The following is a 14303-nucleotide window of genomic DNA, read 5'->3' on the forward strand; positions in this document are numbered from 1 at the left end:
ATTAACGGTATGAGATTTTATTATGTCTGTTCCTGCATTTGGATTAGGTACTTTTCGTCTGAAAGATGACGTTGTCATAGCATCGGTAAAAAACGCTCTTGAGCTGGGGTATCGCGCGATTGATACTGCGCAGATTTACGAAAATGAAGCAGCGGTAGGCCAAGCGATAGAAGAAAGTGGTATTACCCGTGAAGACATCTATATTACGACAAAGATCTGGACAGAAAATCTGAGCAAAGAAAAAGTGATATCAAGCCTCAAAGAGAGTCTTGTGAAACTGCGCACGAATTATGTGGATTTGGCACTCATTCATTGGCCGTCACCAAAGAACGTGGTGAGTGTTGCAGAAACAATGAATGCGTTGCTGGAAGCCAAAGAAATGGGATTAACACGTGAAATTGGCGTTTCAAATTTCACCATTGATTTGATGCAACAGGCAATTGAGGCGGTAGGTGCTGAACATATTGCCACGAACCAGATTGAACTTTCCCCTTATCTGCAAAATCGTGATGTAACTGCTTGGGCACAAGAGCATGATATTCATATCACTTCTTATATGACCCTAGCTTATGGCAAAGCGATTCATGATGAAGTTATCGGGCGCATCGCTGAAAAACACCAGTCTACCCCTGCACAGGTCATTTTGTCTTGGGCAATGTCATTGGGGTATAGCGTGATCCCTTCTTCAACTAAGAAAGAGAATTTAGCGAGCAACTTAAAATCTACCGCGTTGAAACTGGATGCAGATGACATGGCCGCTATTGCTGCTCTTGAACGTAACGAACGTATCGTTAACCCGGAAGGTCTTGCTCCTCAGTGGGATAACTAATCACTCCCGTCTGTTCATTTCCTGAGTCATCCCTCAGCAATGCTGAGGGAAAATATGTTCAAATATTACACTATCAACGAATCTGCGCTTTTTAGCTGGTAGAACGATTTGAAAAACATTTCGTTAAAATATCCAATACTTTATTGGGATCAATGACCTGTAAAGTTGAGTTACAACATTTCGACGATGGTAATGCCACCGATAATAGAGATAAGGGCAGCAAGAGTACTGAGTAACACAGTTTCTGCGGAGGTATCTGTGTAGGCTTTATTAGTGATTGCCAGAGCAGGGACTGCCGTTGCGGTTGGCAAAAACCCGATAATAAATGCTGATTTCAGCATATCGCTTTGAAGACCTAATGCGATACCTGTACCAAGGACTAAAGCTGCTTGTACAAAGTTTTTCACAAAGACGTTAAAAACGATTTCAACACTGATTTTTAATTTAATGCCTGAGAGTAATAAGCCAAGGAAGAACAGGGCAACACCACCCGCCGTTTTACCTAATTCATCGACGGAGTTTTGCAAAATTTCCGGTAGCTTGACACCAAAAATTGCCAGCAGTGCTCCCAGAATGGGTAAGAACACTAATGGTTGAGCAATGGCTTTTCCTACCGATTTTAAAACACTACTATTTTGTTGCCTGTCACTTATCATCAGTAAAGTGAAAGGAATAATAATAATCGTATAGATTAAATTCCCAAGTATCATGGCAATCAGGCCGGATGAACCAACGGTTGCCAATAATACCGGTGGCCCACAGTAAGCCATGTCCGGGAAAGAAACGGATAATGCCTGCATGGCTGCATCTTTTTTATCATGGCGGAAGAGAATCTTACCTGCAAAAAAACCGATAATATAAGATGCAATCAACCCGACAGCTAACGTTAATAAGTAGTTAATATTCAGTAGTACTGATGGTGATGCTTTTGCGGCTGCGAGAAATAAAGCAAAAGGTAAGGCAATCTTAACAACAAAGTCGGCAAATGCTTGTGAATATTCACGTTTTATCAATCCATATTTACCGGACAGCCAACCTACTGCTAAACCTAAAACAATAGGCCCGAGTGCAGCCATTATGATTTGTAATAGCATAAAGCCCCTTAAAAGATGAAATAACAATACACGTTAATCAGAATAGCAGGCTTATGAGGTATCTGAGATCCTTATACTACTTCAATCCCAGATAGGACAGAATGGCCTGCTGAACCTTTAGTGCTGAGTTTAATATGGCTGAGGAAGTTGAACCCGCGATATGAGGTGTCAGCAGGGCCTCATCAAAATCTTTCATTGGCGTAGAAAAGCTCTCTCCTTCATTTTCGAAAGTATCCAGAGCAACACCGGAGATCCAACCTGGATTTTGTTGCATGAATGACGCGAGAGCCTTTTCATCGATCAAACCACCACGCGCCATATTAAGCAAGTAGGCTCCTTTTCGAAAATGAGGAAGGATGGCTCTATTAATCAGATGATGCGTCTCAGTATTTAGCGGAAGATGTAAAGAAATTATATCGTTATCAATAAGTAAAGATTTAATATTGTAGGCTCGACGAACACCCAGAGCTTCTGCTTTTTTATCAGTGAATCGATGGCTGCCTAGGATGGTCACTTGAGGAGCAAAAGGTTTTAACAGATGTAATAGGGCTTGAGAAATTGCGCCACTGCCAACCAACCCTATTTTGACATCACTCAATGAGTTTGAAGATGGTCGCATAGTTTTCGTCCAAATACCTTCGCGCATTTGTCGTTGATGCCAGTCTGTTTGATGTAATAGAGCTAACATTTGTAATAAGGTGAATTCAGCAACAGCAGTTGCATTTGAAGCAGGAGTGTTAATCACCTCTATTTTAAGTGATTCTGTAGTCTGAATATCGATGTGATTTAGCCCAACTCCCGCTTGGCCAATCACTTGTAATGGGGTAATAAGTTCTTTTTCAACTAAGCTGCACAATAAATTCCTTCTGAGAGGAATATTTTTTCTCAATTTTATAGCATGAAATCCACCAAAACGTTTAGCTACCGAAAGTATTTGTTGTGCGTTTTGCGTATTAATATTAACTCGTTCAAAGCGATAGTTGTGATTCTGACTATTTATCTGAATATCGTCAGGAATGTTAATAACTAATTCAATATCAGGAGAGAGATAGCCATTTATTTCCTTTTCGAATAGCGTTCCTGGAAGCGTATCTAACAAGAAAATTTTCTTTTTCATACATTACATCCTGTCAGGCCAAGGGCAGTATTTCTCCACCGAATTTGTTTAACAGCTAGCAGGTTACTTTCATCAGAGATTCGTTTGATGTTGGTTTGCCGAAAAATATGGGACAATCATCAAGATCTATTCTAACTGCACTAATTTTAGGATCCCTAATTGCCGATTTTAACCAATAGTATTGAAGTGTTTATAAATCTGGCGTATCGGAATGTGAAATTTACTTTCAACGCATTTAGATTTTGTGTGACCTGATTATAAAATGATTTTGTCACTTCAGTGGGTTGTGCTGAAGTGACATGGCTAATATTCACTACAGAGAAATAATATGGATATTAAAACGTTATGTAAGCTTTATCAGTCAAAAGAGGATATTAAATATCTCTTTTTCTGGGGGCATAAAAAGCATCATACTGAACTCATCACTAAATCATGTTTAAGCCAGTGGTATCCTGCGCAATTTGTCGTAGATGGAGTCAGTTATATTAGTGCAGAACATTATATGATGGCTGGGAAAGCCCGGTTATTTAATGATTTTGCTACAATGGAAAAGATTATTAATGCAAAAAATCCGGGAGCCGCGAAATCTTATGGTCGGGAAGTGAGAGGGTTTAACCAATCAATTTGGAACGAGTACCGGTCAAAGATTGTGATTGATGGAAATATAGCTAAATTCTCTCAAAATCCGGCAATGAAGGCATTTTTATTACGGACGGGAGATAAGGTATTAGTAGAAGCCAGCCCTGTAGATAGGATTTGGGGCGTAGGAATGGCAGAAGATAATCCTGATATTTATAATCCCTTAGCATGGAATGGTCTGAACTTACTAGGTTTTGCTTTAATGACTGTGCGCGAAAAATTAAAAATCGAGGGTGAGTGAATACAGAATATGACCGATACTCTTGTTCATTAGGATATACACTTCGTCTTTCAAGTTGCCTCTTTGTTGACTGCGCTCGTTCGCCCCAGTCACATAGTTATCTATGCTTCTGGGGATTACTGAGAGGCTCCTGCCTCTCACCGGAGGCCAGCCTTTGGCTGGGCAAATTCGTTCCCGACAAATTTGTCTCTCCCTTGCCGCCGCGATGCATCTTGAAATTCATTGTGTATAGAATCAATGACACCATCAATAATAAAGGAGCTGGCTATGTTTTCTGGTAAAAAAGTTATCATTATCCACGGTTATACTGCTTCACCTTCATCAAATTGGTTTCCCTGGTTAAAAGAAGTGCTGACTGAACAAGGTGCAGAAGTAATTGTACCGGAAATGCCTGAATCGTTATCACCTACACCGGAAGAGTGGGCCAAAAAGCTAATGGAGATTGCACCCAATGTGGATGATAATACAATCTTTATTGGTCATAGTCTTGGGTGTGTGGCTTTACTTCGTCACTTAGAAGCAATCAAAGACTCGACCGATAAAATTGGTGGGTATATTTTGGTTTCAGCGTTCGATTCAGTACAGAGTACTATGCCGGAATTAGCAAGCTTTACTCTTCAGCCATTGAATTATGCATTTTTATGTGAAGTAACAGCACACCGTGTTTCTATCATTTCTTCTAATGATGAGATTGTCTCTCCCGAATCATCCCATGCTCTTGCTAATTCATTACAAACTGAAATTATTAATATTGAGAATGCAGGGCACTTTCTTGACAGGGAAGGTTTTATCCGTTTGCTGCCTGTTTATGATGCCCTGAAAGCAATGGTATCCGCTTGAACAGTATCTACTCACTTTACTTTTGTTATTTTGCCTAAACTATCATCAGCCATCAGATAAAAAAGATGTTTTGTGGAACAGGTTTATCTATTTTTATGTTTCGCATTACGTTGCCTGATGTGCTGGTCATGGGCAATATGATCAGTCAAAACAATATTATTGCCGTTAATTTTATTTTGGGCAGAGGTGAAGGCCATGATTATTTCCGCTTCAACTGATTACCGGGCTGCGGCACAGGATAAGCTACCCCCTTTCCTGTTTCATTATATTGATGGCGGAGCCTATGCAGAACACACTCTGAGACGTAATACCGAAGATTTATCTCATATTGAGCTGCGCCAGCGTGTGTTGAAAGACATGTCTGAACTGAATCTGGAAACGTGTCTATTTGGTGAGAAGATATCAATGCCCGTGGCATTGGCTCCTGTCGGTTTAAGTGGTATGTATGCTCGCCGTGGAGAAGTACAGGCCGCCCGGGCCGCGACTAAAAAAGGTATTCCATTTACCTTATCTACGGTATCTGTATGCCCGATTGAAGAAGTGGCTTCAGCAATCGAGCGCCCGATATGGTTTCAGCTTTATGTATTAAAAGATCGTGGTTTTATGCGCAATGTTCTGGAAAGGGCAAAGGAAGCCGGTGTTAAAAATCTGGTATTTACTGCTGATATGCCTGTTCCCGGTGCTCGCTATCGCGATGCTCATTCAGGAATGAGTGGCCCGAATGCAGCGATACGGCGTTTTTTACAGGCAATCACCCACCCGCGCTGGGCGTGGGATGTTGGTGTGATGGGAAAACCTCATGATCTTGGCAATATATCCCTATACCGTGGTACACCGACCAGGCTGGAAGATTATATCGGTTGGATAGGGAGCAACTTTGATCCGTCTATATCATGGAAAGATTTAGAGTGGATACGCGATTTTTGGCAAGGGCCTATGATTATTAAAGGTATCCTTGATCCTGAAGATGCTAAAGATGCTGTCCGTTTTGGCGCTGATGGTATTGTTGTTTCCAATCACGGTGGGCGACAACTGGATGGTGTTCTCTCTAGTGCCAGAGCTTTACCGGCTATTGCAGATGCTGTTAAAAATGACATTACAATTCTGGCTGACTCGGGTATTCGCACAGGGTTAGATGTCGTAAGAATGCTTGCATTGGGTGCCGACAGTGTTTTATTGGGAAGAGCCTTTGCGTATGCTCTGGCAGCAGCGGGGGAAGCGGGAGTTTCCAACTTATTAGAATTGATTGATAAAGAAATGCGGGTTGCTATGACACTGACGGGAGCGAAATCTGTCAAGGATATAAATTCAGATTTATTAGTAGATAATCTGCGCCCATTATTTTAACTTACTGCTGGTTTGAAGTTAGCAGAGTCAGCAAAGTATGAAGCTGCTGACTCTTTTTTATTAGATCCCGATAGGGCGATACCCTTGCCATTCTGGTTTATCTGGCAGCCCGTTAGGGTTTTCAGTCAGATGAATATAGTAGCCACTCACTTGCCCCAAAAGCAGACAGTCATCAACATCTTTCAGATTATCTTTATGTAATTGATCATAGCCAGTAAGCAAATATTTTTTTGCTTTTTCTTTTGCTTCTTCAGCTGTACGGCCAACAAAAAATCCATATTCATGGGCTTCTGCCAGTGAATTTTTTTGATAGCCACCTACGTTTACAAAATAAAGTCGTAAATCCCCTGCGTATTCATTTTTGCTGAGAGAAATATCATAGCCATCTGCCCATCTAACAGGCATATAGCCATCCAGATGAAGTTTATCTTTATCACCAAACCACACATCGCGTAACACGGGGTAGGCTTCTTCAACCTTATTTACAGCAACAAACTGGACATCATGAACTTCGATATTGGATTTTCCGGCATTTCCACCAAGATAAAACATATATAACTGAGTCATACCTTTCCTTATTGCTTTTTTTATTTTTACTCTCAGAAGCAAGATGATAATTGATTTAAAGCACAATTTGACCGTAAGAAAATAGTTTAGCTTTTCCTGTCAGATAAACACGTTTTCCTTGTACTTCACACAATATATCACCACCCCGTTCAGATAACTGACGTGCGCGGAGGATAGATTTATTAAGCCTTTTACTCCAGAAAGGCGCTAAAACACAATGAGTTGAACCCGTGACAGGATCTTCATTAACGCCTTTTGCCGGAGCGAAATGGCGTGAAACAAAGTCAGTAGGTGAATCGCCGGGAGCAGTAATGGCAAGACCAGAAAAAGGAAGGGAGGCGATTTTATCGAAATCAGGCTGAATATGGCGGACTTGCTCAGCAGAATCCAATACACAGATATAACGATCATGGGAGGCAAATACTGCTTTGATTTTTTGCCCCAGAGCATCCTGAATAACAGGAAGCAGGGTGGCTTCTTCCTGGCAATCAGCAGCAGGGAAATCTAATGTAAAAACACCATCCTGATGAGTCACATGCAGATCACCGGAACGGGTCTTAAATGTAATTAATTTATTTTGGTATGAACATTTTTCAACGAGGACAAAAGCGGTTGCCAGTGTGGCATGCCCACATAAATTCACTTCAATTCTGGGAGTAAACCAGCGCAGGTGATCACCGACTAAAAAAGCTGTTTCTGAAAGATTGATTTCAGCAGCGATAGCGATAAGTACCTCATCTGACAGCCATTCATCCAGTAAGACAACAGCAGCAGGATTGCCGGAAAAGTTTTTTTCTGTGAAAGCATCGACATGATAAATAGGGTATGAGGACATCAGAAACTCACTTTACATAAAAAAATCTCAGCTAGCATGTTGAAATTGCTTTTGATTGTAAAGGGGTATTTGTTTTTGGCCTACTAACTACCTATAACTGGTAGTTGATCTCAGTGGAGAATGACTATTAAATAATGATTTTTAGTTATAATCACACTAGGATATTTATGCAGTTTAAAAGGATTATCGGCCTGCTTTTTCTCATGGTAATTGGCTGTTCTCAGGCGTTCGCGCATGATTTTAGCTATAAAAGTAATATACCTGCTGATAACAAAACACCAGAAGAATACCTGAAAAAAAGAGAAGGGTTGGGTACTAACAACTGGCAGGTTGATCAGTTAGCACGAGACAACGCACTGGTTGAGAAACGGGAAGAAGAAGCGGATAAATATAAATATGCCCGAAAAGATGATGCAAAAGCACATCTTGGGTTTTCTTATGATTGGGATAATCAAAAACTGAAATTTCCTCATCATGACAAAGACTGGGCAACTATGAATGACAGGAATCGAGCCTCCCAACGCAAATGCTACCGGGAAACCAGACAAAAGCTGGAACAAAAATGGGGAAATGGCTATTCCAATATGGAGATTGCGGATGCCTGTGGAGGGGCTTATTAGATGGTTTATTGAACCACCTATTTAACTTTGTAGCTTAGAAATCAGGCTGTCACTTTTGGAGTGAGAGCCTGATTTTTTTAAGTTATGATGATTGATATGTGATGACTTTCAGCGACTTTATAGCCAAGAAAAACGTAATCTGAAAGGGGCTGAGCATCTAGTGAATATTATCGCTATTATCACCATATAAAGATGGCATACCTTCGGGACGTGTTTTAAAACGGCGATGTAACCACATATATTGCTCTGGTGCCTGAATGATCTCCTGCTCGATGATCTTATTCATAAATGCGGCAGCTTCCGTTTCATCTTTTTCAGGGAAGTTTTCTACAGCTGGTTGAATAATCAGCTCATAACCTTTTCCATCTGGTAGTCGACGCGGAGTAAAAGGAAGTAGAACCGGATTCGATAATCGAACCAGAATTGAAGTCCCAGTTGTTGTTGCCGCATGTTCAACTGCAAATAATGGAGCAAATACACTTTTACGTGGGCCATAATCATGATCTGGTGCATACCAGACAATTTCACCATTTTTCAGACAGCGGATCATTCCCTTGAGATCTTTTCTGTCCAGCATATATTTGTTGGAGCGTAAGCGTCCCCAGGTTTGTAGCCAGTCCAGAACCGGATTATCATTTGGTCGATAAACACCGATACCCGGATTCAGTATACCGAAAATGCGAGCACCCAATTCCAGTGTCAGGAAATGGATCCCAATAATAATGATCCCCTGGCCTGTGGTCTGTGCTTTCTGGATATTTTCTCGTCCTGTCACTTTGAACCAGCGCTTTACTCTCCAATCAGGCCAGAACCATGCCATACCAGTTTCAAGTAATCCCATGCCCACGGATTCAAAATTTTTGACCAGCCACTTATCCCGTTCTTCCTGTGACATATCGGGGAAACAGAGAAGCAGATTACGCTCAGCGATTTTAGCTCGTTTTTTTAAAAAGCGCTGTGATAGCCGGCCAAGGTGGGTTCCGATCCAGTAAATCGCTGGATAGGGAAGTAAGACCAATAAATAAAGTATTCCGATACCGAACCAAGTCAGCCAGTAGCGGGGATGTAAAAGTGAACGATGAAAAGAGGGTGTCTGTATCATGTGTTTTCAGTGTCTTAAAGATAACTCTTGAACTATAAAAAAACCTGTCTTATACCACCTCAGGAGTAATATGGGGCTATTGTGACACTTTTTAGTGGAATATCGAAATATCAGGGCACTAAATGGTTAATCAAGCAATAGCAACTTAGCAGTTATCCTTACGGTTTTGGCCTTGCTGTATCAGGTGTTGATTATGATATCACCAGATATGATATTCAAATGGTTGTGTTACCTCGTTGAACGGAAGCAGGATAGGGAGTACAGAAGGCAGCATGATTAGTAGCAAAGCGCAGGAATAAATGCCTGCCATCTTTCAAGCTACAGCTGGCTTTCTTACCTGTATTCACTTACACCGGCATGGTGTCAAATTATAACTTTTTTACAGCTTTCTTTGCTTGATCTTCATTTCAGATAGGAGTATCACTAGGAAGCCTTCTGAATAAGAAACATTCATTGTTTTATTTTCATAGTAAGTAAGTGAGGAAGTAAGACATGAAACGACAAAAAAGAGATCGTTTGGCACGTGCACTTTCTAGGGGCTATCACGCTGGTATTTTAGGGCGACCGCGGGAAAATTGCCCTTACCATTCGTTAGATGCCCGCTCACACTGGCTGGGGGGTTGGCGTCAGGCGATGGAAGACCGTGTTTGATTGCTGTGACTTTAGTCAATAACCCGTTACTTTAATAACAAATCACCTCTGCCATAATGCAGAGGTGATTAGTATAAGAGAAGGGAAGTAAACATCAGGACAAGAAAATCAAAAATTACTGGTATCTTTGAATATCCCTACCTTCAGATCAGTGGCTGTATAGATAAGTTTACCGTCAACCAACACTTCACCATCAGCCAGACCCATAATCAGTTTCCGGTTTATGACGCGTTTAAAATTAATGCGATAGGTGACCATTTTTGCTGTTGGTAATACTTGCCCGGTGAACTTTACTTCCCCAACACCAAGCGCCCGACCTTTACCTTCACCGCCAAGCCAGCCCATGAAGAAACCAACAAGCTGCCACATCGCATCAAGACCGAGGCAACCTGGCATAACGGGATCTTTGAAAAAGTGGCAACCGAAAAACCACAAGTCAGGGTTAATATCAAGTTCAGCTTCGATATACCCTTTGTTATAAGTGCCACCATCTTCTGTCATTTTAATGATGCGATCCATCATTAACATATTACCGGAAGGCAGTGGTGGCCCATTTTCACCAAATAACTTACCTTGTCCAGAGGCTTGAAGTTCTTCTTTAGTGTAGGACTCTTGTTTTTTAAACATATTCTCAGATAGCCTTATTATTGGGTAAGGGTAGAGAATAGCGTACACTTGTACGCTGAACAACTCCGATCAGATATCTGAGATACTAACCCAACCAGCGTAAGAACCAAGGTAATTTTGGGCGTTCTTGACTATTAATTTGTGTAATACGTTCATATATCATAGCTAACAGATGTTCTTTCTGTTCGTCATAATAAGGGATGTCTGTCAATAATGAAGCGGCTTCGGACACGTGCTCTACAGCCCAAATATGGAATTCTCCATTTTTCACCGCATTAATAACATCCTGATGCAAACACAGATGCTGCACATTGGCTGTCGGGATAATCACCCCTTGTGAACCGGTTAGCCCACGGCAGTGACATACACGGAAAAAACCTTCAATTTTTTCATTAACACCACCAATCGGCTGAACATTACCAAATTGGTCGACGGCTCCTGTCACCGCAATTTGCTGGTTTATCGGCTGTTGAGACAATGCACTGATTAATGCACATAATTCAGCTAACGAAGCACTGTCACCATCGACTTCGCCATAGGATTGCTCGAATACAATAGAAGCAGAAAAGGGCTGAGGCTGATCGAGTTTTAACTCAGAAATCAAGTAGGCCTGCATAATCATCATGCCCTTGGCGTGAATATTACCCCCAAGCTCGACTTTACGTTCTACATCAATAAATTCGCCATCGCCTAAATGGGCAACACAACTGATTCGGGAGGGCTCACCAATCGGATCTGGATGGCCCGGATATTCAAGTACAGACAATCCGTTTATTTGACCAATAACAGTACCCTGTGTACGGATCAGTATTTGACCTTTCAGAATTTCATCCATACTGCGTTCAGCTAAATAGCTATGACGCCAGCGCCGGTTATCTTCTGCCTGTTGCAGAGAATGCAGGGTAATCTGATTTTCCTGCTGATAATTAGCCGCTGTTTCCAGAGTTTGTTTCAGCCACTGGATGTCTAAAGGCAAACTGAATTGATCTTCGGTGTAGCGAACAGCTTGCCTGAATAATTCGCTCCAGGCATCTTGGCTCAAAGACGGGAGTTTTTGCTGCTGAATGAATCCACTTACATAGCGACACCACATCGCCAGATCATCTTCCTCATGAAATGGCATATCAGGTTCGAATTCACTGTATAAAGCACTGCTTGCCAATTCCGGTTCAATAGTATGCAATTCGTCAAGACTGAACCGATCTCCTACAAGGATCAGACGCAAATCTAACGGTATTGAGGGAACTGGCAGAGGCAGAGAGTGGTTTTCATTGTGTGGTAACCAGTCAAAACGTCGTTGAATGATCATCTGTTTGAGCCGAACCCACATTAATGGCTGGGATAGCAGCGTGCGTAGGGGTAAGATTAAAACACCACCATTAACTTGGTGGATAAGCCCCGGCTGGAGTTGAAGCACATTCTGGTGTGTGTAGATGTTGCCAAATAATTGTTCAGGTTCAATCCACTCGCGATAAGCAACTCTTTGATTTGGCGAGAAAGGGCCTTCACCGGAGGAATGCCATGTAATGGTTTGGTGTTCTATCTGATAATAGCCACCAACATCAGGATAGCTTTCTGGTAATAATGTAGAAACTGTATCGGATAAAAGGGCCAGGCAGGCATCACTTTCTTCTGCTTTTAACAGCATAAAAGATTGGCGTAAATTGGCCTGACAAAAAAGTGTTAGCCCATTGTGCAGCCTGGGTTGAATGACTTCCAGGGTGATGGAAGGTGATTCAGAAACAGAATTGAAAAGTGATTGATAAGGTACACTATTTGGCTGTAATGATTGCCAGTCTAATTTTATATTCGTCAAAGTGATAGCTACATGTAGTGAAAAAGAAACATTTATTATACAAGATTAGGCTGTGAACCTACATGCCATAATCTTTGAAAGGCATGATATTTGTACTATCCCATTAATTGTTTAAGAAATGCACGATAATCAGGTGTTGTTATGAGAAATTAAGATAAATAATTGCTATGCTTAATTTAAGTTACGCTGTCACTGAGAGATGAAATGAAATATCAACAATTGGAAAATCTGGAATGTGGCTGGAAATGGGCTTATTTAGTGAAAAAACATCGAGAAGGTGAAGAAATCACTAAATATCTTGAAAAAAGTGCAGCTCAGGATGCAATTAATGCATTGTTAAAATTAGAGCGAGAACCTGTCAAGGTTTTGCAATGGATTTCACTGCATATGAATCAAGCTCTATCCAACCGTATGAAGCAAACTATCCGAGCACGGCGTAAGCGCCATTTTAACGCAGAACATCAGCACTCGCGTAAAAAGTCGATTGACCTGGATTTTCATGTCTGGCAGCGTCTTTCAAATCTCTCCCGACGCCGTGGTAATACTTTATCAGAAACAATTGTACAATTATTGGAAGATGCTGAACATAAAGAAAAATATGCTCACCAAATTCTGAATTTAAAACAGGATTTAGCTGCAATTTTAGATAAATAGTCTTTGAAAAACGATGAAATAAATAAAAACCCCATGCTTACACATGAGGTTTTTATTTTATGAATAATGTAGATAAATCAAAGGGCAACTTTTGCCGGAACAGTTACTTCCTGAGTACCCTGAATATTGATAACAACACGGCGGTCTGGTGACAGACACGAGATCAATGTAGAGCGCGCTTTGATATTGTCACATGTTGAGCCGGTAACCGGATCTTCTTTACCGCGACCTTCAGCCTGAATACTGTTTGCAGGAATGCCTTTTGCAATCAGATAGTCAACAACGGATTGAGCCCGTTTCTGGGACAGAGGTAAGTTATAGTTTTGGCTACCGATTCGGTCAGTGTAACCAAGAACGACAACATGCCCCTGATTTGGGTCAATTTTACTTAATTGGTTATATAGTGCATCGAGTTCCTGTTTACCTTCAGCCTTCAATGTTGATTTGTTGAAGTCAAACAGGACATCAGAACGCAGGGTAAAGCTTTTGTTTTCAACAACAGGCATCGGAGCAGGGATCACAGGAGGAGGCGTAGCTTCATCATCCTGCCCAAAACGGTAAGAAACACCGAGGCTTAGCAGACCATTATTTGGTTTAGGCCCTAAATAAGAGCTGCGATCCTGCGTATATGCATCTGAGCTGCCTTTTCCGCTCTGACCAACTTTTGGTGCCCACTGGTATTCCAGACGAGTTGCAACATTTTTCGTCAATGCATATTCAGCACCGAGAGCGATTAGCGGTGAAATACCAGTACTATTATTTTTCACATAGTCTTTTGTTTTATCTGAGTGGCTGTAATTTGCTGAAGCGTTTGAATGCCACACTATGCCCCCCAGACGTGTATAAGCATCTAAAGAGTCTGTCAGCGGGGCGCTCAATTTCATTGCAAGCTGAATACCCTGGCTTTTGAAACTGGCGTCATTAATCTTAGATTTATAGGTCATTTTCCCCAGCCAATCATAACCTAGTTCGAAACCTATATATGGTGTTGCTTGATAACCAACATAAGCTCCGGCACCCAGAGCATCTTTCTTGTCAGCATTACCTGTTGCTATTTTAGCAGCATCGATATCTTTAAATCCTGTTCTACTGTAGTCGGACCAACCTACCTTAGTACCTGCATACCAAGTATGCTCTTTTGGAGCTGCTTGAGCCACAGTTGCAAAAGTTGCTACTGCCACGGCCACTGCGATAGCTGTCTTCTTCATTGTACGCCTCGTTATCATCCAAATAATAAGTAGTTGGCCTTAAAGTCTTATTGTTGGCCATTGGTTGAAACAATCTGTTAGGTATATGCGCTTAATATCAATAGATAATTCCTGAA

At 41.4% G+C, this 14303-nt stretch carries 15 protein-coding genes; 7 read left to right on the plus strand and 8 right to left on the minus strand.

The window, feature by feature from the left end:
• The first annotated feature begins 22 nt into the window (after window positions 1-22).
• A complete protein-coding gene (gene dkgB / locus AACS90_RS14045; RefSeq protein ID WP_099123080.1) occupies window positions 23-829 on the plus strand; it encodes a 2,5-didehydrogluconate reductase DkgB in 807 nt (268 codons plus the stop codon).
• 170 nt (window positions 830-999) lie between these two features.
• Here the strand turns inward: dkgB and AACS90_RS14050 are convergent, their stop codons facing one another.
• Together AACS90_RS14050 and AACS90_RS14055 are read right to left on the minus strand one after the other, a co-directional pair.
• Entirely contained in the window at window positions 1000-1923 is a 924-nt protein-coding gene (locus AACS90_RS14050; protein WP_099123081.1) for an AEC family transporter, read from the minus strand.
• A gap of 76 nt (window positions 1924-1999) precedes the next feature.
• A complete protein-coding gene (locus AACS90_RS14055) occupies window positions 2000-3040 on the minus strand; it encodes an NAD(P)-dependent oxidoreductase (RefSeq protein ID WP_099123082.1) in 1041 nt (346 codons plus the stop codon).
• Window positions 3041-3368: 328 nt separating this feature from the next.
• Between AACS90_RS14055 and AACS90_RS14060 the strand changes: the two genes are divergently transcribed.
• The 3 genes from AACS90_RS14060 to lldD all read left to right on the plus strand — a co-directional run bounded on the left by AACS90_RS14060 (window position 3369) and on the right by lldD (window position 6107).
• Window positions 3369-3920, plus strand: a complete 552-nt coding sequence (locus AACS90_RS14060; RefSeq protein WP_099123083.1) for an NADAR family protein — start codon at window positions 3369-3371, stop codon at window positions 3918-3920.
• A gap of 267 nt (window positions 3921-4187) precedes the next feature.
• Window positions 4188-4760: an RBBP9/YdeN family alpha/beta hydrolase gene (locus AACS90_RS14065; protein WP_099123084.1), complete on the plus strand. Its 573-nt coding sequence runs from the start codon at window positions 4188-4190 to the stop codon at window positions 4758-4760.
• A 195-nt stretch (window positions 4761-4955) separates the two neighbouring features.
• The gene (gene lldD, locus AACS90_RS14070; protein ID WP_099123085.1) at window positions 4956-6107 is read left to right on the plus strand and encodes an FMN-dependent L-lactate dehydrogenase LldD; all 1152 of its coding nucleotides are present in this window, start codon (window positions 4956-4958) and stop codon (window positions 6105-6107) included.
• A gap of 60 nt (window positions 6108-6167) precedes the next feature.
• On the opposite strand, the gene AACS90_RS14075 is transcribed toward lldD, so the two are convergent.
• Together AACS90_RS14075 and AACS90_RS14080 are read right to left on the minus strand one after the other, a co-directional pair.
• A complete protein-coding gene (locus AACS90_RS14075) occupies window positions 6168-6674 on the minus strand; it encodes a DUF1543 domain-containing protein (protein ID WP_099123086.1) in 507 nt (168 codons plus the stop codon).
• Between the two features lie 55 nt (window positions 6675-6729).
• Window positions 6730-7509, minus strand: a complete 780-nt coding sequence (locus tag AACS90_RS14080) for a PhzF family phenazine biosynthesis protein (protein ID WP_099123087.1) — start codon at window positions 7507-7509, stop codon at window positions 6730-6732.
• A gap of 167 nt (window positions 7510-7676) precedes the next feature.
• On the opposite strand from AACS90_RS14080, the gene AACS90_RS14085 reads away from it, so the two are divergent.
• Window positions 7677-8129, plus strand: a complete 453-nt coding sequence (locus AACS90_RS14085) for a hypothetical protein (RefSeq protein ID WP_099123088.1) — start codon at window positions 7677-7679, stop codon at window positions 8127-8129.
• Between the two features lie 157 nt (window positions 8130-8286).
• On the opposite strand, the gene AACS90_RS14090 is transcribed toward AACS90_RS14085, so the two are convergent.
• Complete coding sequence (locus AACS90_RS14090) at window positions 8287-9231, minus strand: Kdo(2)-lipid IV(A) acyltransferase (protein ID WP_099123089.1); 945 nt, start codon at window positions 9229-9231, stop codon at window positions 8287-8289.
• Window positions 9232-9723: 492 nt separating this feature from the next.
• Here AACS90_RS14090 and rmf point away from each other — a divergent pair, with 492 nt between their 5' ends.
• Window positions 9724-9882, plus strand: a complete 159-nt coding sequence (gene rmf, locus AACS90_RS14095) for a ribosome modulation factor (RefSeq protein WP_086956221.1) — start codon at window positions 9724-9726, stop codon at window positions 9880-9882.
• Between the two features lie 108 nt (window positions 9883-9990).
• Here the strand turns inward: rmf and fabA are convergent, their stop codons facing one another.
• A complete protein-coding gene (fabA, locus tag AACS90_RS14100; protein ID WP_086956222.1) occupies window positions 9991-10509 on the minus strand; it encodes a bifunctional 3-hydroxydecanoyl-ACP dehydratase/trans-2-decenoyl-ACP isomerase in 519 nt (172 codons plus the stop codon).
• A gap of 85 nt (window positions 10510-10594) precedes the next feature.
• Complete coding sequence (locus AACS90_RS14105) at window positions 10595-12325, minus strand: AAA family ATPase (RefSeq protein ID WP_099123090.1); 1731 nt, start codon at window positions 12323-12325, stop codon at window positions 10595-10597.
• 204 nt (window positions 12326-12529) lie between these two features.
• Between AACS90_RS14105 and matP the strand changes: the two genes are divergently transcribed.
• Window positions 12530-12979 (plus strand): macrodomain Ter protein MatP, encoded by a 450-nt coding sequence (gene matP, locus AACS90_RS14110; RefSeq protein WP_099123091.1) that lies wholly within the window; start codon window positions 12530-12532, stop codon window positions 12977-12979.
• A 77-nt stretch (window positions 12980-13056) separates the two neighbouring features.
• Here the strand turns inward: matP and ompA are convergent, their stop codons facing one another.
• Complete coding sequence (ompA, locus tag AACS90_RS14115) at window positions 13057-14187, minus strand: porin OmpA (protein ID WP_099123092.1); 1131 nt, start codon at window positions 14185-14187, stop codon at window positions 13057-13059.
• Between the last annotated feature and the right edge of the window lie 116 nt (window positions 14188-14303).

This window comes from Xenorhabdus sp. KK7.4, assembly GCF_963876465.1.
Taxonomy (GTDB): domain Bacteria; phylum Pseudomonadota; class Gammaproteobacteria; order Enterobacterales; family Enterobacteriaceae; genus Xenorhabdus; species Xenorhabdus stockiae.